This window comes from Bacteroidetes bacterium SB0662_bin_6, assembly GCA_009839485.1.
In the GTDB taxonomy this organism is placed as follows: domain Bacteria; phylum Bacteroidota; class Rhodothermia; order Rhodothermales; family VXPQ01; genus VXPQ01.
In genome coordinates, this window is sequence record VXPQ01000067.1 from 1 (window position 1) to 23,025 (window position 23,025).

At 59.6% G+C, this 23,025-nt stretch carries 18 protein-coding genes; 11 read left to right on the top strand and 7 right to left on the bottom strand.

Annotation, left to right across the window (positions count from 1 at the left end; genetic code table 11):
• Positions 1-131: 131 nt before the first annotated feature.
• Together F4Y00_11480 and mdh are read right to left on the bottom strand one after the other, a co-directional pair.
• Positions 132-794 carry a sigma-70 family RNA polymerase sigma factor gene (locus F4Y00_11480; protein ID MYE05575.1) on the bottom strand — a complete coding sequence of 221 codons (663 nt, stop codon included), beginning with the start codon at positions 792-794 and terminating at the stop codon, positions 132-134.
• Positions 795-1,016: 222 nt separating this feature from the next.
• Entirely contained in the window at positions 1,017-1,952 is a 936-nt protein-coding gene (mdh, locus tag F4Y00_11485; GenBank protein MYE05576.1) for a malate dehydrogenase, read from the bottom strand.
• A 207-nt stretch (positions 1,953-2,159) separates the two neighbouring features.
• Here mdh and F4Y00_11490 point away from each other — a divergent pair, with 207 nt between their 5' ends.
• From F4Y00_11490 to F4Y00_11525, 8 genes are all read left to right on the top strand, one after another.
• On the top strand, positions 2,160-2,663 hold the full coding sequence (locus F4Y00_11490; protein ID MYE05577.1) for an NADH-quinone oxidoreductase subunit J: 504 nt from the start codon (positions 2,160-2,162) through the stop codon (positions 2,661-2,663).
• A 5-nt stretch (positions 2,664-2,668) separates the two neighbouring features.
• Positions 2,669-2,974, top strand: a complete 306-nt coding sequence (gene nuoK / locus F4Y00_11495; protein ID MYE05578.1) for an NADH-quinone oxidoreductase subunit NuoK — start codon at positions 2,669-2,671, stop codon at positions 2,972-2,974.
• A 37-nt stretch (positions 2,975-3,011) separates the two neighbouring features.
• Positions 3,012-5,042, top strand: a complete 2,031-nt coding sequence (locus tag F4Y00_11500) for an NADH-quinone oxidoreductase subunit L (protein ID MYE05579.1) — start codon at positions 3,012-3,014, stop codon at positions 5,040-5,042.
• A gap of 14 nt (positions 5,043-5,056) precedes the next feature.
• On the top strand, positions 5,057-6,709 hold the full coding sequence (locus tag F4Y00_11505) for an NADH-quinone oxidoreductase subunit M (protein ID MYE05580.1): 1,653 nt from the start codon (positions 5,057-5,059) through the stop codon (positions 6,707-6,709).
• A gap of 15 nt (positions 6,710-6,724) precedes the next feature.
• Positions 6,725-8,374 (top strand): sodium:proton antiporter, encoded by a 1,650-nt coding sequence (locus F4Y00_11510; GenBank protein MYE05581.1) that lies wholly within the window; start codon positions 6,725-6,727, stop codon positions 8,372-8,374.
• A gap of 51 nt (positions 8,375-8,425) precedes the next feature.
• On the top strand, positions 8,426-8,710 hold the full coding sequence (locus F4Y00_11515) for a 4a-hydroxytetrahydrobiopterin dehydratase (GenBank protein MYE05582.1): 285 nt from the start codon (positions 8,426-8,428) through the stop codon (positions 8,708-8,710).
• A gap of 102 nt (positions 8,711-8,812) precedes the next feature.
• Positions 8,813-10,237, top strand: a complete 1,425-nt coding sequence (locus F4Y00_11520; GenBank protein ID MYE05583.1) for an NADH-quinone oxidoreductase subunit N — start codon at positions 8,813-8,815, stop codon at positions 10,235-10,237.
• 91 nt (positions 10,238-10,328) lie between these two features.
• Positions 10,329-10,934 (top strand): hypothetical protein, encoded by a 606-nt coding sequence (locus tag F4Y00_11525; GenBank protein ID MYE05584.1) that lies wholly within the window; start codon positions 10,329-10,331, stop codon positions 10,932-10,934.
• Between the two features lie 28 nt (positions 10,935-10,962).
• Here F4Y00_11525 and queE read toward each other — a convergent pair whose 3' ends face one another.
• The 4 genes from queE to F4Y00_11545 all read right to left on the bottom strand — a co-directional run bounded on the left by queE (position 10,963) and on the right by F4Y00_11545 (position 16,285).
• A complete protein-coding gene (gene queE / locus F4Y00_11530; protein MYE05585.1) occupies positions 10,963-11,595 on the bottom strand; it encodes a 7-carboxy-7-deazaguanine synthase in 633 nt (210 codons plus the stop codon).
• 46 nt (positions 11,596-11,641) lie between these two features.
• Entirely contained in the window at positions 11,642-12,253 is a 612-nt protein-coding gene (locus F4Y00_11535) for a superoxide dismutase (protein MYE05586.1), read from the bottom strand.
• Between the two features lie 156 nt (positions 12,254-12,409).
• Positions 12,410-14,299 (bottom strand): 1,4-alpha-glucan branching protein GlgB, encoded by a 1,890-nt coding sequence (gene glgB, locus F4Y00_11540; protein MYE05587.1) that lies wholly within the window; start codon positions 14,297-14,299, stop codon positions 12,410-12,412.
• Between the two features lie 30 nt (positions 14,300-14,329).
• Entirely contained in the window at positions 14,330-16,285 is a 1,956-nt protein-coding gene (locus F4Y00_11545) for a DUF3416 domain-containing protein (GenBank protein MYE05588.1), read from the bottom strand.
• A 5-nt stretch (positions 16,286-16,290) separates the two neighbouring features.
• Here F4Y00_11545 and glgX point away from each other — a divergent pair, with 5 nt between their 5' ends.
• Both glgX and F4Y00_11555 read left to right on the top strand, forming a co-directional pair.
• Positions 16,291-18,621 (top strand): glycogen debranching protein GlgX, encoded by a 2,331-nt coding sequence (glgX, locus tag F4Y00_11550; protein ID MYE05589.1) that lies wholly within the window; start codon positions 16,291-16,293, stop codon positions 18,619-18,621.
• A gap of 237 nt (positions 18,622-18,858) precedes the next feature.
• Entirely contained in the window at positions 18,859-20,118 is a 1,260-nt protein-coding gene (locus tag F4Y00_11555) for an ABC transporter substrate-binding protein (protein MYE05590.1), read from the top strand.
• 30 nt (positions 20,119-20,148) lie between these two features.
• Here the strand turns inward: F4Y00_11555 and malQ are convergent, their stop codons facing one another.
• Positions 20,149-21,849 (bottom strand): 4-alpha-glucanotransferase, encoded by a 1,701-nt coding sequence (gene malQ / locus F4Y00_11560; GenBank protein ID MYE05591.1) that lies wholly within the window; start codon positions 21,847-21,849, stop codon positions 20,149-20,151.
• A 98-nt stretch (positions 21,850-21,947) separates the two neighbouring features.
• Here malQ and F4Y00_11565 point away from each other — a divergent pair.
• Positions 21,948-23,025 (top strand): ergothioneine biosynthesis protein EgtB (locus tag F4Y00_11565; protein MYE05592.1); only part of this gene is annotated, 1,078 nt, incomplete at its 3' end.

The window sequence follows — 23,025 nt, forward strand, 5'->3', positions numbered from 1 at the left end:
CTCCTCGCGCCTTGATTGACGCCGTGCCTGACGGAACAGAGCATTGCTGCATAGTATTAGCAGGCCCTAATAAAAAACCGGCACTGTCGGGGTGACAGTGCCGGTCGGGAAAAACATGAAACCGATTTGCCTCAGGCAGTAGCCGGTTCGTAGAAGGGGTAGACGTCCTTCAGGAGTGTCTGGAGCTTCGTCCGGCCACGGTTGATGCGGCTTTTGACCGTGCCCATCGGCAACCCGGTAATTTCTGCGATTTCGTCATAGGCGAGCTGTTGCACATCGCGCAGTACGACCACTTCTCGGAACGACGCAGGAATATCATCCAGCGCCTGCTGAATGTACTTGTCCTGAATGATGCTCTCCGCATGCTTGTCGGGAGCGAACGATTCGTCCGGCAACTGCATCTCGTACTCTTCGTTGTCGCGGTTTACGCTCTGGATCGAGTAGAGACGGCGGCGTTTGCGCTTGCGGTACTCCGAGCGCGCCAGATTACCCGCGATCGTATAGAGCCAGGTCGAAAATTTGGCGATCCGGCGGTACGAGTGCCGGTTGCGGTACACACGCAGGAAGGTTTCCTGCAACAGGTCTTCACAGCGGCGCATATCCCCAAGAAAACCGTACAGGTAATGGGTTAACCGCTCCGAATACCGTTCGACGAGAATATTGAACGCCGCGACGGAACCTGCCTGGAATTGCGACATCAAATCCTCATCCGTCATTTCGGCGAGGGCCGACTGCCGTTTTCCTGCAGCGCTCCGCGAAGTTTTCGTTACGATCTTTTTCTGCAATACCGCCACGTCCTGTGCTGTCGGGTTTTACCGGGGAATACGCTGCCCCGGCGCTTGATAGTTGTTTCTGTTAGGCGAAAACAAGCCTATCCTGCCAATATAAGGCAAATCCGTTGCAGATTCAAGCCGCCGGCCCCCGGGGAACTTTATCCGGGCAGACAATCCGTCTCTCCCTGTATCCGCCTGATCCGTCCGTTCACCGGAGGGTTCCGTTTGAAACCGGCACGCACTTTACATGAACCCTTTTTGCCGGAGCACATCCAGGTTGCGTCGCACATGTTCCGCGGAGGCGTCGAGCAAAGCCTGTTCCTCGTCGGAGAGCCCGACTTCAAGGATATCTTCCACGCCGTTTCGTCCAAGCCGGGCCGGCAAGCCGATAAACAGATCGGCCAGGCCGTATTGCCCCGAGGGTTGTACGGCGCAAGGCAGTACACGGGAAAGATTTTTCATGACGGATTCAACCATAGCCGCGGCGGAGGCGCCCGGCGCATACCAGGCCGAGGCTCCCATGAGTCTGGAGATTTCGCCTCCTCCCCCTTTTGTCCGCTCGACGATCGCATGAATCTTTTCCGGGGGAAGCAACCCGGGCAGAGGAATGCCTCCCACGGTGGTGCAACTGGGCAACGGCACCATCGAATCGCCATGCCCGCCAAGCAGAAGCGCCTGCACATCACGGACCGACACACCCAGTTCCAGAGCGATGAAGGTGCGGTACCGCGCCGTGTCCAGTATGCCTGCCATACCCATCACCCGTTGGGCAGGAAACCCGCTGGCTGCATGCGCCACGGATGTCATGGCGTCGAGGGGATTAGAAACCACAATAATGATGGCATCGGGGCTATCCGCCGCAAATCGTTCGGTAACGGATCGGACGATATTGGCGTTCAGTTCCAGCAGGTCGTCGCGCGACATATCGGCCGTGCGAGGCCGCCCCGCCGTAATCACGCAAATATCTGATCCGGCCGTGTTTTCATACGCATTGGTTCCGGTGACGCGGGTGTCGAAACCATGCACAGGCGCGGATTCCTGCATGTCGAGCGCTTTTCCCTGCGGGAGGCCCTCTACGATGTCGATGAGAACCACTTCGTTCACTATATCCTTTCTGGCCACGCAATCGGCAACGGTGGCTCCAACGTTTCCGGCTCCGATGACAGTGAGTTTAGCCATGACTTTTTGCAATGCTTGGTAGGCAAAGGCAATACATTGCCTCTGCCCGAAGAGAATGGGGCGATGCCGCGACAATATACGCCGTGTGCGTATTCACATGGGATTTACGGGATATTATCTTGTCCCGTCGCGGCATTTTGTCTACCTTTTCCCGTCAGGGGTAGATACTGTGCTCCGGGTTCGCCTGCCGCGTTCCGATTTCACTACATGTTTTCGCAGCTTTTCTTTTTCTTTTTCGCCGCGGTGGCGATCGCTTCAGGGATCGGGCTCATCGTTTCCAGAAGTCCCGTTTCCGGGGCGCTTTGGCTCGTACTCAACCTGTTTTGCGTGGCGGCTCTGTACATCACGATGAACGCCCGATTTCTCGGCGTGATACAGATTCTCGTGTACGCCGGGGCCATCATGGTGCTCTTTCTTTTCGTCATCATGCTGCTGAATCTCGCGGCGCTCCCGAAGCTGCAGAGCCTGAACCGGAAACTTGTCGTTGCCTTTGTATTGGGTATGGCCATACTCGCCCAGCTGATGTACGTATTGGCTGCCAGCCTGGACCTTTTGCCCGAACCGACGATGCCGGACGCTGCTTCCGGGTCTGCTTCGGCGCTCGGTCAGGAATTGCTGACGAGATATGCATTGCCCCTTGAAATCATCGGCATTCTGCTGTTGGTGGCCACGATCGGGGCCGTGCTTCTTGCCCGGAGAAAGTTCGAGTAAATGATATGGAATTGACGCTTGCCTGGTATTTGTCGCTAAGCGCCGTCCTGTTTACGATCGGCGCGCTCGGCGTACTGCTGCGCCGCAATGCGATCGTTGTATTCATGTCGATCGAATTGATGCTCAATGCCGTCAATATCACGCTGGTGGCGTTCAGCCGGTCCATGGGCGATGTGGCGGGGCAAGTACTGGTTTTTTTCGTGATGGCGGTAGCGGCGGCGGAAGCTGCCGTGGGGCTTGCCATCGTCATTGCGTTGTTCCGGAAGAAAGAGACGGTCGATCTCAGCCGGTTCAACCTGTTCAGGTTTTAGGTAACGACCCATACGCTCCTGATGGGGTGAATCCGATATGCAAGGGGACCTGCTGGTAGGTCTTATTATCCTGTTGCCGCTGATAGGAGCGGTATGCATTGGCCTGAGCGGCTTGTTCATGCCTGATTTGCGCCCCTACGAGGGGCTTATCGGGGGACTGGCTACTGCGATGGTGGCCATCCCGTTCGCCATAACCGTCTATCTTTTTGTCGGTTATGGAGGGGAGCCTCTACTCGTCGACTATTACACCTGGATGTCGGCGGGCGATTTCGAGCTTTCGTTCGCCTATCGCATCGATGCCCTTTCCCTGCTCATGACCCTGGTCGTCACGGGCGTCGGGGGCGTCATTCATCTGTATTCGATCGGATACATGCACGGCGACAGGGGATACTGGCGGTTCTTCGCCTATCTGAACCTGTTCATCTTCGCCATGCTGAATCTGGTGCTGGCGGACAATGTGCCGGTACTCTTTCTGGGCTGGGAGGGGGTCGGATTGTGCTCCTGGCTGCTGATCGGATTTTGGTACGAGAATTTCAGGAACAGCGCGGCGGCGAACAAGGCCTTCATCATGAACCGGATAGGCGATTTTGCCTTCCTGCTGGCCATATTTCTGCTCTACCGGGAAGTTGGCGCGCTCGATTTCGGCAGCCTGCTTCAGGCCGTCGATACGCTTCCGCAGCATGTGGTCAACTGGGTCGTCCTGTTGCTCTTCATCGGGGCAACGGGCAAAAGCGCGCAGATACCCCTGTTTACCTGGCTGCCGGACGCCATGGCGGGACCGACCCCTGTGTCCGCACTCATTCATGCGGCCACCATGGTTACCAGCGGGCTGTACCTGCTCGCCCGTTTTTCGCCCGTCGTGCTGGAAGCGCCGACCGTCATGGCGGTTATCGCCATCGTCGGCGCCCTGACGGCCATTATGGCGGCCACCGTGGCGACCGTGCAGAACGATATCAAGAAAGTGCTGGCCTACTCGACGGTCTCGCAGCTTGGATACATGTTTGCGGCAGCGGGTGTCGGGGCCTTTTTCGTGTCGATTTTTCACGTGGTTACGCATGCCTTTTTCAAGGGATGCCTCTTTTTGGGATCCGGAAGCGTGATTCATGCGATGCATGCCGTCGAGCATGACCTGAAGGAAGAAGATTTGCTCTCGGAGACGGATGATGATTCGGATGAGGTGCTCGTCCATCCGTTCGATCCGCAGGATATGCGAACTATGGGAGGGCTTTCCCGGTACTTGCCGGCCACGGGCCTGACGTACCTTATCGCGACACTTGCTATTGCGGGTCTGCCCCCGCTTGCGGGCTTCTTTTCCAAGGACGAAATCCTCTTCCGGGTGTTCGAGTACGGGTACGACGGCCATGCGTATGCCTGGTTTGTCTGGTTGATCGGGATCGTTACGGCATTTCTGACGGCGTTCTACATGATGCGGTCGTATATGCTCACGTTTGAGGGAAGGTCGCGATGGCCTGCATCCGACCGGATACAGCCGAGCGAATCGCCCTGGACCATGACGGTTCCGTTGTGGATCCTCGCCGTGTTGTCCGTACTGGGCGGGTTTATCGGTTTGCCCGCCGTAATCGGGCACGGCCGATTCAACTGGATTCATCACTGGCTGGGTGCGCCATACGGCGGGCCGGTAGCTGAGCCGCCCGCTGTCGAACATGGCGCCGGGTTTATCTGGATTGAATGGGCGCTGCTGATCGTCGGCGCGCTCATTGCCGTAGCGGGCATCCGTTTCGCCATGCGGGCCTATGGAGTGCACGGGTTGGCTTTTGACGAGCGCATCGCCCGGCGCCTGGGCGGCCTGTACCGGATATGGCAAGGCAAGTATTTCTGGGATGCGTTCTACGACCGCGCCGTGGTGCGTCCCGTCTTGCGGTTGGCCAGGCAGGGTTGCGCCGCTTTCGACGCCCGGGTGGTGGATGCCGGGGTAAATGGTCTTGCAAACCTGATTGCTGCGGTGAGTCGTCTCGTGCGCCGCATGCAAACCGGCCGTGTGCAGCACTATGCTACAATAATCCTGCTGGGCGCTGTTTTCGTCGTAGCGATCATGCTTGTTCTGTGATTTCCATGGGCGCCATGTCGATTCCGTATATCACGTCTCTTGTTATTTTCGCACCCCTTGCGGGTGCACTGCTGACCCTTATGGCGCGCAGCGATCACGCTGTACGGTGGATCGCACTGGGGACGACAGGGATCGCGTTCCTGCTGTCCATCGTGCTTTTTGCAGCGTTCGACGCTTCCGCGGAACTGGCCGGGACGACCCAGTTGGTCGATACATTCACCTGGTTTCCGGAGAGCGCAGATATAAAATACTTTGTCGGCATTGACGGGCTCAGCCTGCTGCTTGTCATGCTTACGACGCTTCTTGGCCCCATCGTCGTGCTTTCTTCCTGGAATTACATAGGCAGGCAACGCAAGGGATATTACACGCTTCTGCTCATTCTTCAGACCGGAGTTACCGGCGTTTTCTGCGCATTCGACGTATTTCTGTTCTACATCTTTTTCGAACTCACGCTGATCCCGATGTATTTCATCATCGGGATATGGGGCGGGCCCCGGCGCATCTACGCCGCCGTCAAGTTCGTGTTGTTTACCCTGACGGGCTCGCTGCTGATGCTGGTCGGGATTCTCTATCTCGGCTATGCAGCGGGCGATGCGGTGAACGGCGGCGTCTTCACGACGGACTGGTACAAGTTGCTGGCATTCGATACGCCGGTGGGCCTGCAAACCTGGCTGTTCCCGATTTTTGCGCTTGCGTTCGCCGTCAAGGTGCCGATTTTTCCCTTGCATACCTGGCTGCCGGATGCGCATGTGGAGGCCCCGACGGGCGGATCGGTGATCCTTGCCGGCGTACTCCTGAAGATGGGCACCTACGGGCTCGTGCGCTTTTGTCTGCCCTTTTTCCCTAACGCCGCGTACGATTACGCACTTCCTTTCGCTATCCTTGCGGTCATCGGCATTATTTACGGGGCGCTTGTCTCCAGGGTACAGTCCGACGCCAAGAGTCTTGTGGCCTATTCTTCGATCAGCCACCTCGGTTTCGTCGTGCTCGGTATTTTTGCGTTCACGATGGAGGCTATGCAGGGCGCCGTCATTCAGATGGTTAATCATGGATTGTCCACAGGAGCGCTCTTTTTGCTCCTCGGCATGTTGTACGAACGCCGCCACACCCGCGAAATGGACGATTTCGGAGGGATTGCCCGGACTGTTCCCATCCTCACGTTCTTCATGATCTTTTCGGTACTCGCATCCGCGGGATTGCCGGGGCTGAACGGTTTTGTGGGTGAGTTCATGATCCTTCTCGGGGCATTCCGGAGTGACCTGATTGGACATCCCGTGCTGATTGCCGCGGCGACGACCGGTGTCATTCTGGCGGCCGTATATCTTTTGTGGATGGTCTACAAGACGTTTTTCGGGGAGCTCGACAACGAGGCGAACCGCACCATGCATGATATGACGGGCCGTGAAATTGCGCTCATGGTTCCGCTGGTCGTGCTTATGTTTGTGCTGGGCTTCGCTCCGAACCGGTTTTTACAAAAAAGCGAACCGGCCACGCAGTTTCTGCTGGATTCGATTCGCGAAAAACGGATGGCTGCGGAGAATGTCCGCGGCACACAAGACGCCACTCGTTTTTTTGGGTATTCTTCTCCGACGCCCGACTCGGAGACGGCAACGGGTTCGCACTCCGACGGGACGCCCGAAACGGCTTTTTCGGATGTAAGCAACTGATTTATCGTATACGCCATGTCTTTCGTTTCCTACCCTGAACGCATTGTGTTTTTCCGTTGTCTGCCGCTTGCGGCAGCGGGTTTACTGGCGGCGTGCCTGCTGCTACCGGGCCCGGCATGGTCGGCGCCGCCCGTCCTGCCGCAGGAATCCGGCGTAGAACAGGTCACGGACGATCACGCCGAGGTCCCTGGTGACCACGCCGGGGCTGCCCACGACGAGCAGGAAGCCGCCCACGACGAGCAAGAGACTGCGCACGATGGGCAGGAAGCCGGGGACCATGCTCCCGCCGACGCCCATGCCGGCGCGGCGGAGCACGCCGGCGGGGAAGACGATCACCATGGCCCGTTGCCCCCCGTATGGCTTGTCCTGCCGTTTATCACGCTGTTGCTCATGATTGCGACGGGGCCGCTTTTCTATGCGCACCACTGGCACCGCCATTACCCGAAGTATGCGGTGGCGCTCGGCGCCATCGTGGTGATCTATTATCTGTTCGTGCTGGGCTCGTCGGTTCCCATGGTGCATGCACTGGCCGAGTATCTTTCCTTCATTGCCCTGGTCGCTTCCCTGTTTATCGCCGCTTCAGGCATTTTCCTCAGTCTGAATGCGCGCGGTACCCCATGGACTAATTCCATACTGCTGTTCGTGGGCTCTGTTGTGGCCAACCTGATTGCCACGACCGGAGCGGCGATGCTCTTCATCCGGCCCTACATGCGTCTCAACAAGGGCCGCCTGAAACCCTACCATATCGTCTTTTTCATTTTTCTTGTCGCCAATGTCGGCGGCGGCCTTACTCCTATAGGCGATCCGCCGCTCTTTCTGGGTTTTCTGCGCGGCGTGCCTTTTTTCTGGACGTTCACCCACGTCTGGTATATCTGGCTGCCGACCATGCTTCTTCTGTTGGGTATTTTTTACGTCATCGATGCGCGCAACAAGCAGGAAGCGCCGGCTATCGACGCCTCCCGCGGCCTGATGGGTATCGTAGGCAGTAAGAACTTCATATGGGTCCTGGTGGTCATTCTTTCCGTGTTCATCGATCCGCAGGTTTTCGGATGGGTGCCCCGATTGCATATAGGCAGTGTCCATTTGCCGTTCGGCATCCGCGAGCTCATTATGTTTTCGGTATGCGTGCTCGCTTTCGTGTTCGCCGACAAGACCGCCCTGAAAAAGAACGAGTTTACGTTCGAGCCTATCCGGGAAGTAGGCTGGCTGTTTCTCGGCATTTTTGCGACGATGCAGCCGGCCCTTCAACTCATCAGCGAGTTTGCGCACCAGAACTCCGATTCGCTTTCCGTGGGCATGTTTTACTGGGCTACGGGAGTCCTTTCGGGTATTCTGGACAATGCGCCGACGTACCTGAACTTCCTCGCGGCGGCCATGGGTAAATTCGGGCTGGATGTGAGCGTGGCGGCGCAGGTCAGGGAATTTGCGGCGGGGGTCGACTCGTGGATCTTCCTGCAGGCCATTTCCGTGGCGGCTGTGTTCTTCGGTGCGATGACCTATATCGGCAACGCCCCGAACTTCATGGTGAAGGCCATCGCAGAGTCGAGCGGCGTCGATGTGCCCAGTTTCGTCGGCTATCTCGTGAAATATTCGCTGCCGATCCTGATCCCCGTGTATTTCGTGATCTGGGTCATTTTCTACAGCGGGTGGGTCATCCAACTGTAAGTACATTCGCATGTGCTCCGTCTTTCAGGAGACTGCACATTCCGATTGCCTATGTCCCGAGAACCGCTTTCCAGAGAAGAAATCGCCCGGGCTTTGCAAGAGCTCGACGGGTGGACATTCGAGAACGACCGGCTCGTCAAGCAGGTCGCGTTCGGCGATTTCCGGGAGGCGATGGGGTTCATCGTCCGGGTGGCGTTTGAAGCCGAGGCGCTCGATCATCATCCGGATCTGCACAATGTGTACAACCGGGTGACGCTTGCACTCAATACGCACGATGCAGGCGGTAAGGTGACTGCCTTTGACGTTGCGTTGGCGAAGAAGATAGACCGTTTGTGAGGGCGTTATATGCGCATTTCCGCGGCCGCGGCCCGGAGATGACATGATTCCGATACCATGGAAACAGAACTGATCCGGTTTTTTGACGCCCTTCCGGGGGATATGGTCAGGACCTTGCCCCTGATGCTTGTGACGGGGGTGGGGGTTATTCTTGTCGTCTGGGATGCTTTCCGAAAAAGCATCCTCGAGCTGGCCTGGATTTCCGGCGCCGTCCTCGCAATCGGGATTGTCCTGGAGCTATGGCGACTCAATGCGGAAGCAGGGACGGCTTTCTACGGGATGGTGCGCACGGGCGGATACGCGTCTTTCGTGAATATCGTGATCCTGTCCGGGGGCTTGCTTACCGTGGCGCTGTCTCCGGCATACTGGAAGAGGACGGGCCAGGAGTATGGGGAAGTCTATGCGCTGATTCTGCTCGCTACCGCCGGGATGATCGTGCTCGGGACGGCGAACAACATGGTGGCCGTTTTTGTCGGGCTGGAAACGATGTCCGTATCGCTGTATATCATGGCGGGGTTGCTTCGGGGGGATGAGGGAAGCGCGGAGGGCGCCCTCAAATATTTCCTGCTGGGAGCCTTTGCCACAGGATTTTTTCTATACGGGATCGCCCTGCTGTACGGTTCAACCGGCACGATGTATATCCCGGAGATGGCTGCGGGCCTTGAAGCGAGCGGCCAGGTCATGTTGTTTCGCGCCGGCGCGGCGTTGCTTCTGATCGGATTCTTCTTCAAGGTGGGCGCCGTGCCGTTTCATATGTGGACCCCCGATGTGTATCAGGGTGCGCCGACCACGATGGTCGGCTATATGTCCACGACCTCGAAGGCGGCGGCATTCGGGGCCCTGATTCTGATTTTGCGTGACATTATGCCCGCAGATGGCTGGGCGCCCCTGCTTGCGTCCGTTGCGCTTGCCACGATGGTGTTGGGCAATCTGCTTGCCGTCCTGCAAGGAAACGTAAAACGTATGCTGGCCTATTCGTCCATTGCGCACGGAGGCTATATTCTGGTCGGGTTGACCGCAGGAGGGGCTGCCGCCTGGTCGGGCGCACTCTACTACCTGCTCGTGTACACCCTGATGAATATCGGCGCTTTCGGCGTGATGGCGTTTCTGGAATGGGACGGTAAGGGCGGACGGGAGCAAACCCTCGATTCGCTGGCGGGAGTGGGTCTCCGCAAGCCCCTCCTTGGCGTTACGATGGGATGCTTCATGTTCAGTCTCGCAGGATTTCCGCCGTTCGGCGGCTTTCTGGGCAAGTACGCAGTGTTTGCGCCTGCCGTGGATGCCGGCTATACCTGGCTGGTTGTGGTTGGGGTACTGGCCAGTGTCGTATCGGCTTTTTATTATCTGCGCGTACTGTATGTCTTTTTTATGCGCTCTCCGCAGGATATCCCGGAGACTGCGCCTGCAATGGACGCTGCATTCCCGACGCCTTTGGCTTTGCGGGTCGTGCTGGTTGCGTGTGCGGCGGCGTTGCTTGTCCTGGGCATTGCCCCAGGGCTTCTGAACATGACCCTCGGGTTCTTTTAGGACCTGTTAAGGAATCTCTGATTAAATCCACATGGGCGAGGACCTTGGGACGCGCCTTCTCTCAAAACATAAACGTGCGGACCACCCTGCCATGAAACGCCTCGTGGAGACGCTCATTCCGCATGAACCCGGGCTCGGGTTGTACGTGGCGCCGGATATTCCCAGAAAAAAAGTGCGCAATGCGCTCCGCGATTATGCGCAAGGTGTTTCCGAATCGGAAGTATTGGCGCTGTACGATGCTACGTGGATGGAAAATGCGAAGGATGGGGCCGTGTTTACGGCAGATCGCCTTGTTTTCCAGAACAACGATTTTTCGCCGGTCCAGGATGTGCGTTATGCCGATATCGTCGGCGTGGAGGGGAAGCGCAAACTCATGGGCGGGCGGAACATAACCTTACAGGTGAACCGCGGGCGGGCCACCTTCGACGTAATACTGGATTTTTCCTTCCGGCCCGGGGCGTGCCAGTATGTGGTTGCCTTTTTGCAGGAGGCGATGATACGCGTCCTTGATGAGGAGGGGCAGGAAGGGGGTGCAGCGGCAGATGCTCCCGCCGGAGATGTTTCTACCAATCCGGTCGAGGTGCGCGCCGCCCTGAAAACACTGCACTTGCGCGGCGTGCTCACCTCTTCCGATCTGCGCGCTATGCTGCGCGCCATAGGCGTTTCTCCGGATACGGATACCGGGGAATCCGGTTGAGATCGCCGCTGCATAGTGTTAACAGGCCCTACGGAATCCCCAGCAGTTTGTGTGTCTGGAGCGAAAGGCGCCACATCGGGTGCTCCAGACAATACGCGATGGTTTGCTTTGTGTATTTCTCCAGATCGGGGCCGTCCATAGGTTGCAGGAAGAAATGCCGAAACGGAAGACCGGTAAAATCCTCCGGCGGCGCCTTCTCCTGCGGGTACACCAGTTTCAGTTCGTCGCCTTCCTTCAGTATCAGCTCGGCCCCGGCTTTCGGGCTGACGCAAATCCAGTCGATGTCCGCGGGGGGTGCTTTCGTGCCGTTCGTTTCGATAGCCACCTCGAATCCCTCTTTGTGCAAGGCGGCAATCAGCGGTTCGTCCAGTTGCAGGAGCGGTTCGCCGCCCGTACAGACCACATAGCGGGCGTTTTTCCCTGCAGGCCAATGGGCGGCCACAGTCCGCGCCAGTCCGGATGCCGTGTCGAACTGTCCCCCTCCCGGGCCATCCGTGCCCACGAAGTCGGTGTCGCAGAACTGGCATACCGCAGTGGCCCGATCCGCTTCCCGCCCACTCCAGAGATTGCATCCGGCGAAGCGCAGAAAGACCGCCGGGCGCCCCGTGCGGGCGCCCTCTCCCTGGATGGTGTACTGTATTTCCTTGACGCTGTACGACACGTTCTCGATGGCGCCGCCGGATGCGCAAGGTATGTGGGCCGACCCGTTAGCGCGCGGCGTCGAAATTGCCGGCGACCTGATCCCAGTTGACCACGTTCCACCAGGCGTTCACATAGGCGCCGCGGTCGTTCTGGTAGTTCAGATAGTACGCGTGTTCCCAGACATCGATGCCCAGAATCGGCGTGTGTCCCTGCATGAGAGGACTGTCCTGATTGGCCGTGGAGTATGCTTCCAGCTCCCCGTTCCCGTTCACGACGAGCCAGGACCATCCGCTCCCGAATCGTCCCGCCGCGCCCGCAGCGAACGTTGCCTGGAACGCATCGAGCGAACCGAACGCTGCGTCGATGGCCGCTGCGAGATCGCCTGCAGGCGCTCCCCCGCCGTTCCCCGACATAATGCTCCAGAACAAGGTATGATTGGCGTGTCCGCCGCCGTTGTTGCGGACCGCGCCCCGGATGGCTTCGGGCACGCTGTCGATGCCGCGCAGCAGGTCTTCCACCGACATATCCTGCAACGCCGCATGGCCGTCCAGGGCGGCATTCAGTTTGTTGACATATCCCTGATGGTGCTTGCCGTGATGAATGCGCATCGTCCGTTCGTCGATGGTGGGTTCCAGCGCGTCGAAGGCATAGGGCAGATCGGGAAGTTGGTGAGCCATGATGTTTGTTATTTCGTTGCGTGTGAAGAAAAAAATGAAGGATTCATATCGCGCAGGGACGCGTTTTCCGGCGAACCGTCGGGATCGTACGCGATCTGCCCGCAAGATGTTTTCCGCTGCAGGACACGCTGATTAAAACCGCTTCGATCAGAGGATCTATTTTTCCTGTTCGAGAATCGCGACGGCAAGGGGCGGCAGGGTTACGATCACGGAGTGGTTTCGTCCATGAAACGGCGCCGGATCCGTATCGACGCTTCCGAGATTTCCCACCCCGCTTCCGCCGTATATCTGTGCATCGGAGTTGAGCACTTCCCGCCAGCGGCCTTTCCCGGGCATGCCGATGCGGTAGTTCGTGCGCGGGACCGGCGTGAAATTGAACAGAAACACGAGTTCGCGGTCCGCCGTGCGCCGGATGTAACTGATGGTGCTGTCGTCCTCGTCGCTGAAATCGATCCACTCGAATCCGCCGGGCTGGTCGTTCCAGAGTGCCGGGTGATCGCGATACAGGGTATACAGGTCCTTCACCCACGCCATCATGCCCTTGTGCAACGGGTCTTTCAGGGCGTCCCAGTCGACGGCATGGTCGTGGTCCCATTCGGAAGTCTGTCCGAATTCCGACCCCATGAAGAGCAGTTTCTTCCCCGGGTGCCCGATCTGGTGCCCGTACAGGAGGCGCAGGTTCGCCGCCTTCTGCCAGGCGTCCCCGGGCATTTTCCCCCAGAGCGATCCCTTGCCGTGCACGACCTCGTCGTGCGACAGCGGCAGGATGTAGTGCTCGGAATACGTATAGAGGAGGGGAAAGGTGAGCCGGTCCTGGTGGTGTTTCCGGTGGACGGGGTCCTTTTCCATATACTCGAGGGTGTCGTGCATCCACCCCATGTTCCACTTGAACAGGAAGCCGAGCCCTCCGTCGTACGTCGGCCTGGAAACGCCCGGCCATGCCGTGGATTCCTCGGCGATCATCAGCACGTCCGGGGCATGACTGTAGACCATCTCGTTGACTTTCTTGAGAAGGTCGATGGCCTCCAGATTCTCCCGTCCGCCGAACATGTTCGGGCTCCAATCCTTGCCCCGCGAATAATCCCGGTAGAGCATGGAAGCCACCGCATCGAAGCGCAGGCCGTCTATGTGGTATTCCTCAATCCAGAAGAGCGCATTCGAGATCAGAAAGTTGCGGACCCCCGGCTTGTTGTAATCGAAAACATAGGTTCCCCAGTCGGGATGGTACCGCATACCGGGATCGTCGTACTCGTACAGGGTGCCGCCGTCAAAAAAAACGAGCGCCTGCGGGTCGGTGGCGAAGTGGGCCGGCACCCAATCCAGCAAGACCCCGATGCCGCGCCGGTGCAGGTAATCCACGAGATACTTGAAATCCAGGGGCGAGCCGTACCGGAAAGTGGGGGCGTAGTAGCCCGCGACCTGATAGCCCCAGGAACCATAGAACGGGTGTTCCATGACCGGCATGAATTCCACATGCGTGAAACCGAGTGCTTCTACATGGTCCGCAAGGGGTTTGGCGATTTCCCGGTAGCTCATGGAGTACATCCCCTTCTTGCGCCAGGACCCGAGATGCACCTCGTAGATTGAGACGGGCCGGTTCAGTGAATCCGGACCGCATCGCTGTTCGAGCCATGCCTTGTCGCCCCATTCGTAGTCGAGATCGCAAACAATCGAAGCCAGTCCCGAGGCTGCGTCTCCACCCGACACGGGGGGCTCCATGCCAAAGGCGTAGGGGTCCGTCTTGTCCACGGTATACATGCCCCGCGTAATACGGTATTTGTACTTCTGTCCGCTCGTGGCGCCCGGTACGTGCGTTTCCCAGACGCCTCCCTTTCTTCGCCGCAGCGGATGCGCATCCGGCTTCCAGTCGTTGAATTCCCCCAGCACGGATACTGTGTCGGCCCCTGGGCCCCACACCGCAAACCAGACGCCCTGCTTGTCCGGGTGCGCCCCGAGTTTCTCATAACTGCGGTAAAAAGAGCCCTCTTCCAGGCGCTGTACCTCTTCCTTGGTGAGCCAGGAACGGCGGGACGTCTTTTTTGTCATGCGTCAGAAGGGTTGGCGGGGCGGATGCGTTTATCCGGCGCGGAAAATCCGCACCGGCGTTTTCTGCGGGTCGAGCCTCAGGTAGTGCGTCGACCCTTTCCAGGAGACATTCCGGTTGTCGAGCAGGTCATGCATATCCCAGCGCCGGTCTTCCGGCAGGCCGAGCTCTCCGGGGTGAAGGGAAAGCCATCCCCGCTGTTCATGATGCGGATCCAGGTTGACGACCACGACGATCCGGTTGTCGCCCAGGGTTTTCGAACAGGCGAGCAACTGCGGGTTGTCCGTATCGTGAAACCGCAGATTTCGCATCTGCTGCAAGGCCGGATTCTCCCGCCGGATGCGGTTCAACCGGCGCATAAAGGGTTGCAGCGAATCGGGGTCGTTCCAGTTCCAGGACCGGACCTCGTATTTTTCATTGTTCGCATATTCCTCCCGGTCCGGGTGCTGCTGGTTGTCCACATGCTCGAACGGGGGGCCGTAGAGGCCGTACGCCGACGACAGGGTGGCGGCGAGCGTCAGCCGGACGATATGCGCGGGGCGCCCGCCCTCGACCAGGTACTCGTGCAGGATGTCCGGGGTATTCGGCCAGAAGTTGGGGCGGAAAAATTCGCCCACCTCCGAGTCGTACAGTTCGCGGCAATAGGAAACGAGTTCGTCCTTCGTATTGCGCCAGGTGAAGTACGTGTACGAATTGTTGAAACCCAGTTTGGCCAGTTCGTACATGGTTTTCGGGCGCGAGAACGCCTCAGACAGGAAGATCAGGTCGGGATGCTGTTTCCGTAACTCCCGGATACACCATTCCCAGAATGCAAAGGGCTTCGTATGGGGGTTGTCCACACGGAATACCAGCACGCCCCGGTCGATCCAGAATTCGAACACGCTCTTCAGTTCGCGCCACAGGGCTTCCCGGTCTTGCGAAAGAAAATCAAGCGGGTAGACATCCTGGTATTTCTTGGGAGGATTTTCCGCATACCGGATGGAGCCGTCGGGCCGCTGTTGAAACCAGTCGGGATGCTCGCGGACCCAGGGATGATCCGGGGAAGTCTGGAAGGCAATGTCGATGGCCACATGCAGGTCCAGTTTGCGGGCCCGCGCCACGAACCGGTCGAAAGCGTCCAGTCCGCCCAGATCGGGATGCACGGCCGTGTGCCCGCCCTCCTCGGAGCCGATCGCCCAGGGGCTGCCCGGTTCGCCCGGCCCGGCTTCCGGCGTATTATCCTTGCCTTTCCGGTGGGTATGCCCGATCGGATGCACGGGGGGCAGGTATACGATGTCGAATCCGAGTTCCCTGATGCGCGGCAACAATTCCGCCGCATCGTCGAGCGTGGCGTGGGGGGCGTTGTTTTTCCTGCGGGCGTTCCTCCGGGGCGCGGAGCGGGGGAAGAATTCGTACCATGCGGCAAAGCGGGCCAGCACGGGGTCCACCACCACGGCGTACGTACCGCTCTCGATCATGCTCTCACGCGGATCGTTGGCCTGCACGAGCGCGGTCACCTTTTCTTCCAGCGCGGCTTCGGCGTCGCCCGCTTCCATCGCTTCGGCATAGCGCAGCAGCGCTTTCTTGTCCTTGCTTCCGGCAACCTGCGCCGATCGCTTCAGAAGCCCTGCGCCCACGAGCAGTTCGCTTCCGATCTCCGGGTCATTGCTTTCGACCCGGCGCGCAAACCGGTCCCGCCATGTCGTAAAGGGATCCGCCCATGCCCGCACCCGAAAGAACCATGTGCCCAGCCGGTCCAGCGTCCACGAGGCGAGATATTCGTCGTTGTAGCGCAGCGCCATGCGATGGACCGTTTCCTGTTCGTCCTTTTCGTGGCGAACCAGGAGTTCTGCGGCGATGCACTCGTGGCCTTCGGTAATCAAATCGGCCTGGACGACCATTTCATCTCCCAGAAACCTGCGCACGGGCCATCTGCCCCCGTCCGTTTGCGGCGTGAGCCCGGTAAGCACCGGGCGGGACCAGTGTTCGGGCAAATTCAGATCATCCATGTACGATGTTTGTCGAAAAGGTGAGTGTACGATGTTTCAAAAGAGTCTCCGGAACGGGCACGGGTTTCCGGGGTTTCGGAATGCCCTTCGGACGTTCGTTTACAATGAGTATGTCGAAAGGTACATCGAAATCAGAAAGATCGCATTCGGAAAACCAGGCCCGGATATGGCCCGGTCAGCCGAATCCCCCCGGCGCGCATTGGGACGGCGAGGGCGTACACTTTTCCATGTTCAGCCGTCATGCAGAGCACGTGGAACTGGTATTGTTCGAGGATGCACAGGCCGACGCACCTTCGGAAACGCTTGCCCTTCCCGAACGCACGGGGCCCATGTGGCATGGCTATGTGCCCGGTTTGGCCCCGGGCCAATGCTACGGGTACCGTGTACATGGTCCGTACGACCCCGAACACGGCCACCGGTTCAATCCGAACAAGGTGCTTTTCGATCCCTATGCGAAGGCCATCGGGCGGCCGCTTTCCTGGCACGACAGTCTTTTCGGCTATGCCATTGGAGCGCATGAAGAAGACCTTTCTTTCAGCGATATCGACAGCGCCCCGTATGCTCCGCTCGGGGCCGTAGTGGACGAGCGGTTCGACTGGGGGGACGACCACCCGCCGGACATCCCGTGGGAAGATACCATTTTGTACGAAACGCACGTGAAGGGAATCAGCAAACGGCATCCGGACGTGCCCCCGGAATTGCGGGGTACGTACGCGGGCCTTGCTTCGGAGCCTGTGCTGGATCACCTGCGGAGCCTTGGCGTCACGGCCATCGAGTTGCAGCCCGTACATGCGCATGTACATGATCGCCGCCTCTTCGAGGCAGGACTGGGTCAGTACTGGGGGTACAATACGCTCGGCTGGTTCGCCCCGGAGCCGGGATATGCCGCAACCGGCCTTGCGGGGGCCGTACACGAATTCAAGCAGATGGTCCGGGCGCTTCACGCGGCCGGCTTCGAAGTCATTCTGGATGTGGTGTACAATCACTCCGGAGAAGGCAACCGGTTAGGCCCCACGCTTTCCATGCGGGGGCTGGATAATCTTTCGTATTACAAGAACAATCCGGGCCAGCCGCGTTTCCTCGCGGATTATACGGGCACCGGCAATACGCTCGATGTCGGGTGCCCGCAGGTGCTTCGCCTTATCGTGGACAGCCTGCGGTACTGGGTGCAGGATATGCATGTGGACGGGTTCCGGTTCGATCTGGCCACTACGCTGGCGCGCCAGCACTACGATGTGGATATGGCCTCCACGTTTTTCACGCTGGTCGAACAGGATCCCGTGCTCAGCCGCGTGAAGTTGATTGCCGAGGCGTGGGATGTGGGGCCCGGAGGGTACCGTGTCGGTGACTTTCCATGGCTCTGGTCCGAGTGGAACGGACGCTTCCGGGACGTCGTGCGCCAATTCTGGCGGGGCGATGGGGGTTTGCAGGGGGTTTTTGCGACCCGGTACGCGGGATCGAACGACTTGTACCGGGCGCCGGAGCGCCGCCTTTCCGCGTCCGTCAATTTCGTCACCGCCCACGACGGATTCACGCTGGAGGACCTCGTCAGTTATGACCACAAGCATAACGACGCGAACGGGGAGGATAACCACGACGGGCACGAACCCAATTACAGCGATAACTGCGGCGAGGAAGGTCCCACGGATCGCCCCGAGGTGCTGAATATGCGCGAGCGGCGCAAGCGGAGCATGATGACGACCCTGTTGCTTTCCCAGGGCGTTCCGATGCTGCTCGGCGGCGACGAACTCTCGAATACGCAGGAAGGCAACAACAACCCCTACTGTCAGGACAACGAACTGACCTGGTACGACTGGGAACTCGATGACCGGAAGCGGGCCTTTCTGGCCTTCACGAAAAAGATGGTGGCGCTTCGCAAGGCGCACCCGAGTTTCCGGCGGCGTTTCTTTTTGCGGGGCGAAACGGACGCGGAGGGTGCGCGCGACGTATTCTGGCAGCACTCGGACGGACGCGAAATGGACCATGGCGACTGGGCGAATCACGAATTGCGTTCATTCGGCGTACTTCTTTGCGGAGGCGGCCTGCACGGCCTGGATGCCGAAGGCCGCAAGCGCGAGGACGATACCATGCTGGTCCTGTTCAATGCCGGGGAGCACGATGTGTCCTTTGTCCTTCCCGCTCCTGAAACGCTGCTCTGCACCGGAACGGAGGCGGCGCAAGGTTCGTGGGAGTTCGTGTCCGGCATGGATATGCCTGCTACCGCAGGCGATCCACCCGTCTCCGGGGAGGGAAGCTTGCAGGAGGGGGACCGGATTGCGGACGGACGGATTACCGTGGAGGCCTTTTCGACGGCGGTATTGCGGGTGCCCCGGTGAGCGGAAGCCCGGAAGGCCCCGCCCTTCGGGTTCCGCCGGGCACGGCGTCCCTCTGCGTTGCTCGTCGCTCATTTGGAACCACCAAACTTCATTCCTCGCGCCTTGATTGACGCCGTGCCTGACGAAACAGAGCATTGCTGCATAGTGTTAACAGGCCCTGGTGGCAGGGGTTATCCACGCCGGTGGATGATGGATACCTGTCCCGTCACGACACACGACTGAGAAAGAATTGATCTTATGCGCAGACACATCATGTTATCCGTTTTGGTCCTGCTCGCCGTGCTTGCGATGCCCGGGTGCGACAGTCTGGACGAATCGGAATTCGAGCCGGGGCCACTGGGTGCGGTCACGCTTGAGCAGGACGAGGCCATACATATCCGTTTGCTGGCCACGGTCACGATCGCGCCGACACTGGGGGTCGTGACCCGGCAAGCGGCCAACCTCGCGGTTGAGGACATGGGCGCCATCCGCGGGCGCCAGATCGAACTGGACGGCGATTCCTTTGACACGATGTGCTCGCCGGAGGGCGGTCGCGCGGGTGCGCTTGAAATCGCCGCGGACCCGGATGTGGCGGGAGTCATCGGAACCAACTGCTCGGCTGCAGCCGTAGCGGCGTCGCCCGTCATCAGCGACGCGGGCCTGGTCATGATTTCGCCGAGCAACACCTCTCCGCGGCTCACCTCCGATCTGGCCGGCAATGCGAATGCCGACTATCACCCCGGTTACTTTCGCACGGCGTCCAACGATCTCCATCAGGCCCGCGCCCTCTCTGACTTCGTTTACAACCAACTGGCCTTGAGGCGCGTAGCCACCGTGCACGACGGCGATCCGTACACGTCCTCTCTTGTGGCGGCGTTTGCCGATGCGTTCTCGGACCTCGGGGGCGAAGTATCGACCCAGGCCCAAATCGAGAAGGGCGCAACCGACATGACGGACGTGCTCGAGGAGTTCGCAACCGCTGGCCCGGACGCCATCTTTTTCCCGTTGTTCTTCGAGGAGGGATCGGCGTTTGCCGAGCAGGCGCAGACCTTCGAAGGGCTTGAAGAGACTGTCCTGATTTCCGCGGCGGCGCTGCTGGTTTCTGCGTTTCTGGAGACCCCGCAATCGGAGGGGATGTACTTTGCCGGACCGGAAGCGGGCTTTGGCTCCAATGTCAACGAGGTGACGGGGCGGAGCGGGGAGCAGGTGCTCGCCGCGTACGAGGCCAGGGCAGGCGGTTTTCCGGAGTCACCCTATTGGGCGCATACCTATGATGCAACCACTATCCTTCTCTCGGCCATCGAGTCCGTCGCTGTGGAGGAGGGCGGCAGGCTGTTCATAGACCGGGAGGCGCTGCGCGAGAAGGTGGGAGAAACCGCCATGAGCGGCCTGGTCGGGACGGTATCCTGCGACGAGTTCGGCGACTGCGGCACGGGACGGATGAACGTCTACCACCACACGGACACGGACATCACCGATGTTTCCAGGCTGCCGGTCCTTTACGTATACAGCCCCTGAGCCGGTCTGCGGCCGGGTTCCATGGATCGATCAGGCGGTGTCCGCACTCACGGCCCGCCCGTAGCGCCTGGTGAGCTTCTTCAGGCGTTCCTCGATATCCGGCGTCAACTGGCTTTTCGTGAAGCGCCACCCCCAGTTTCCTCCCAGCACGCCCGGCGTGTTCATGCGCGCCTCCGTTCCCAGCCCGAGCAGGTCCTGCATCGGGAAAACGACATACTCGGCGGGGGATGCGAGCACGGCCCGTAGCGCCGCCCAGTGCACCTCCTGTTCGGGACAGTCGTCCACCTTTAGGTACTCTTGGGCAAAGTCGTATTCGTTCTTCTTTTCCGGATCCGAAGCCAGCTTTTCCCACCAGCCGAGGAACGTATCATTGTCGTGCGTACCCGTGTACAGCACGATATTCCGCGGATTATTGTGCGGCAGGAATGGGTTGTCGGCATCGTGGCTGAAGGCGAACTGGAGTACGGCCATGCCGGGACATCCCAGCGCGTGCATGAGCTCGCGCACATCGTCGGTGATGCCCCCGAGGTCCTCGGCCACCAGCGGCAGGGGGCCGAGCTGTTTCTCCATACTTTCGAAGAAGGCCAGGCCCGGGCCGTCCACCCACTTCCCGTTTACGGCGGTTTTTTCCCCGGACGGAATCTCCCAGTAGGCGGCGAAGCCCCGGAAATGATCCAGGCGCACCAGGTCCACCTGTTGCATGATCGCTTCGAGCCGCCGCGCCCACCATGCGAAATCGTTCTCCCGCATCGTGTCCCAACGGTACGTCGGATTATTCCAGTGCTGTCCGGTCTTGCTGAAATAGTCGGGGGGGACGCCTCCGGAAAAGGCGCTTTGCCCATGCTCGTCGAGTTGAAAGAAGTCGGGATGCGTCCACACGTCCGCGCTGTCGTGCGCCACGTAAATGGGAATGTCGCCGAATAACAGGATGTCCCGTTCGTTGCAGTAGCGTTTGAGCCGATTCCACTGGCCATACACCACAAACTGCGCGAACTTGTGGTGTCGGATGCGGGCGTTGTATTTGTTGCTGAATTCCTCAAGTGCTTCCGGGTCCCGCAAGGCGTATTTCCCGGGCCATTTTGTCCACTCGACTTCGCCGTGTCTTTCCCGCAGCGCCGTGAACAGGGCGTAGTCATCGAGCCAGTAGGCATTGGTTGCACAGAAGGCGTCGAAAACAGCGGGATCGACAGGTGTTTTTCCGGCCTCGAAACGTTCGAAGGCGCTGCGCAGAAACAGGGTTTTCATGCGGCGGGCCTTATCGAAATCCGCGCAGGACGCATGCGGCGGCGTGACCTCATGGGGGTAGTACAAGAGGCTCTCGACAGGAACATGGCCTTGTTCAGCAGCTTCCAGCGCATCGGTATCGCCAAAAACAAAGGCCTCCTTTCCATCTTTCGGATCCAGCAGTCCGTCTTGCGCCATAAGGTCCGGGCTCACGAAGAGCGGGTCCATGGCGAACGTGGACGGGCTGGAATAGGGCGAATCCCCAAGGCCCGCCGGGCCGAGCGGAAGCACCTGCCAGATACGCTGGCCGGTTTCCGCCAGAAAATTCGCGAAGTCCCGGGCCTGCGGTCCAAGGTCGCCCGCGCCGTACGGACCCGGCAGGGAGGTGATGTGCAGCAGGATGCCGCTGGAGCGCGGCAAGGGGAGGGCGCCTTCGGGACATTTCTTACAGGATTCGACGCTCACGGGAAGGATTTCCCTGGGTTCGTCGGACCGAACTGCTGACATGGATATGCTATATACAATCGGTGGAAAGGTTTATGCACATCCCGTAAAATACACGTATCCTTCAGGTATTCCGATTCAATATTCCGAGAGATGTTCGTATGCCCGTTGTTTTTCCGGATGTAGCGCGCGGCGCCGCCGGGGCCCGGGAAGAGCCCGGCGATGTGCTCGGACGCCTTGCCGAAGCCTATCGCCGCATACGCCGGACCACAGAGCGTCTGGTCGAACCTCTTGCGGTCGAAGATTGCGTCATCCAGACGATGGAAGACGTGAGCCCGACCAAATGGCACCTTGCCCATACGAGCTGGTTTTTCGAGACCTTCGTGCTCCGGAATTTCGACCCGTCGTATGTCTTGTACCACGAGGGATACCCCTATCTCTTCAATTCCTATTACGTGCAGGCGGGGGAGCGGCACTGCCGGGACAGGCGGGGGTACATTTCCCGGCCTACGGTGGCGGAGGTGATGGCGTACCGGCGCCATGTGGATGAACAGATGCTCCGGTTCATGGAAGAGGCGGCCCCGGATGTTGCGCAGCAGGCTGCTCCGGTTATCGAGTTGGGCGTGCAGCACGAGCAGCAGCACCAGGAACTCATCATGACGGATATCAAGCATGTGCTTTCGGTGAATCCGCTGCGTCCCGTCTACGAGGCCTTCGAAAACGAAGCGGGGGATACCGCGCCCCTGACCTGGGTTCCGTTCGATGCGGGGATATACGAGATCGGCCATGCCGGCGGCGGGTTCGCCTTCGACAACGAGGGGGCGAGGCACCGATGTTTTCTGGAGGATTTTCTTCTGGCCGACCGGCCCGTCACGAATGCCGAGTTCATGGCGTTCATGGAAGACGACGGCTACCGGCGTTCCGAGTGGTGGCTGTCGATGGGGTGGGCCGCCGTTCAGGAACGCGGATGGACCGAACCCTTCTACTGGGAACGGCGGGACGGCGCCTGGTGGACCTACACGCTGGGCGGCATGAAACCCGTGGCCCCGGACGAACCGGCCGCGCACATCAGTTATTTCGAGGCGGATGCCTATGCCCGCTGGGCAGGCGCCCGGCTTCCCACGGAACAGGAATGGGAGGCGGCGGCGTCCGCATGCTCCCCGTCCGTTGAGGACGCACATTTTATTGAAAACGCCCCCATGCATCCACGTCCCGCCCGCCCGCGGAACTCGGCCGGCA

Coding starts and splice junctions, on each gene's coding strand:
- mdh (MYE05576.1), bottom strand. CDS start 1,952: ATGGCTAAACTCACTGTCATCGGAGCCGGAAACGTTGGAGCCACCGTT.
- F4Y00_11490 (MYE05577.1), top strand. CDS start 2,160: ATGTTTTCGCAGCTTTTCTTTTTCTTTTTCGCCGCGGTGGCGATCGCT.
- nuoK (MYE05578.1), top strand. CDS start 2,669: ATGGAATTGACGCTTGCCTGGTATTTGTCGCTAAGCGCCGTCCTGTTT.
- F4Y00_11500 (MYE05579.1), top strand. CDS start 3,012: ATGCAAGGGGACCTGCTGGTAGGTCTTATTATCCTGTTGCCGCTGATA.
- F4Y00_11505 (MYE05580.1), top strand. CDS start 5,057: ATGTCGATTCCGTATATCACGTCTCTTGTTATTTTCGCACCCCTTGCG.
- F4Y00_11510 (MYE05581.1), top strand. CDS start 6,725: ATGTCTTTCGTTTCCTACCCTGAACGCATTGTGTTTTTCCGTTGTCTG.
- F4Y00_11515 (MYE05582.1), top strand. CDS start 8,426: ATGTCCCGAGAACCGCTTTCCAGAGAAGAAATCGCCCGGGCTTTGCAA.
- F4Y00_11520 (MYE05583.1), top strand. CDS start 8,813: ATGGTCAGGACCTTGCCCCTGATGCTTGTGACGGGGGTGGGGGTTATT.
- F4Y00_11525 (MYE05584.1), top strand. CDS start 10,329: ATGAAACGCCTCGTGGAGACGCTCATTCCGCATGAACCCGGGCTCGGG.
- F4Y00_11535 (MYE05586.1), bottom strand. CDS start 12,253: ATGGCTCACCAACTTCCCGATCTGCCCTATGCCTTCGACGCGCTGGAA.
- glgB (MYE05587.1), bottom strand. CDS start 14,299: ATGACAAAAAAGACGTCCCGCCGTTCCTGGCTCACCAAGGAAGAGGTA.
- F4Y00_11545 (MYE05588.1), bottom strand. CDS start 16,285: ATGGATGATCTGAATTTGCCCGAACACTGGTCCCGCCCGGTGCTTACC.
- glgX (MYE05589.1), top strand. CDS start 16,291: ATGTTTGTCGAAAAGGTGAGTGTACGATGTTTCAAAAGAGTCTCCGGA.
- F4Y00_11555 (MYE05590.1), top strand. CDS start 18,859: ATGCGCAGACACATCATGTTATCCGTTTTGGTCCTGCTCGCCGTGCTT.
- malQ (MYE05591.1), bottom strand. CDS start 21,849: ATGTCAGCAGTTCGGTCCGACGAACCCAGGGAAATCCTTCCCGTGAGC.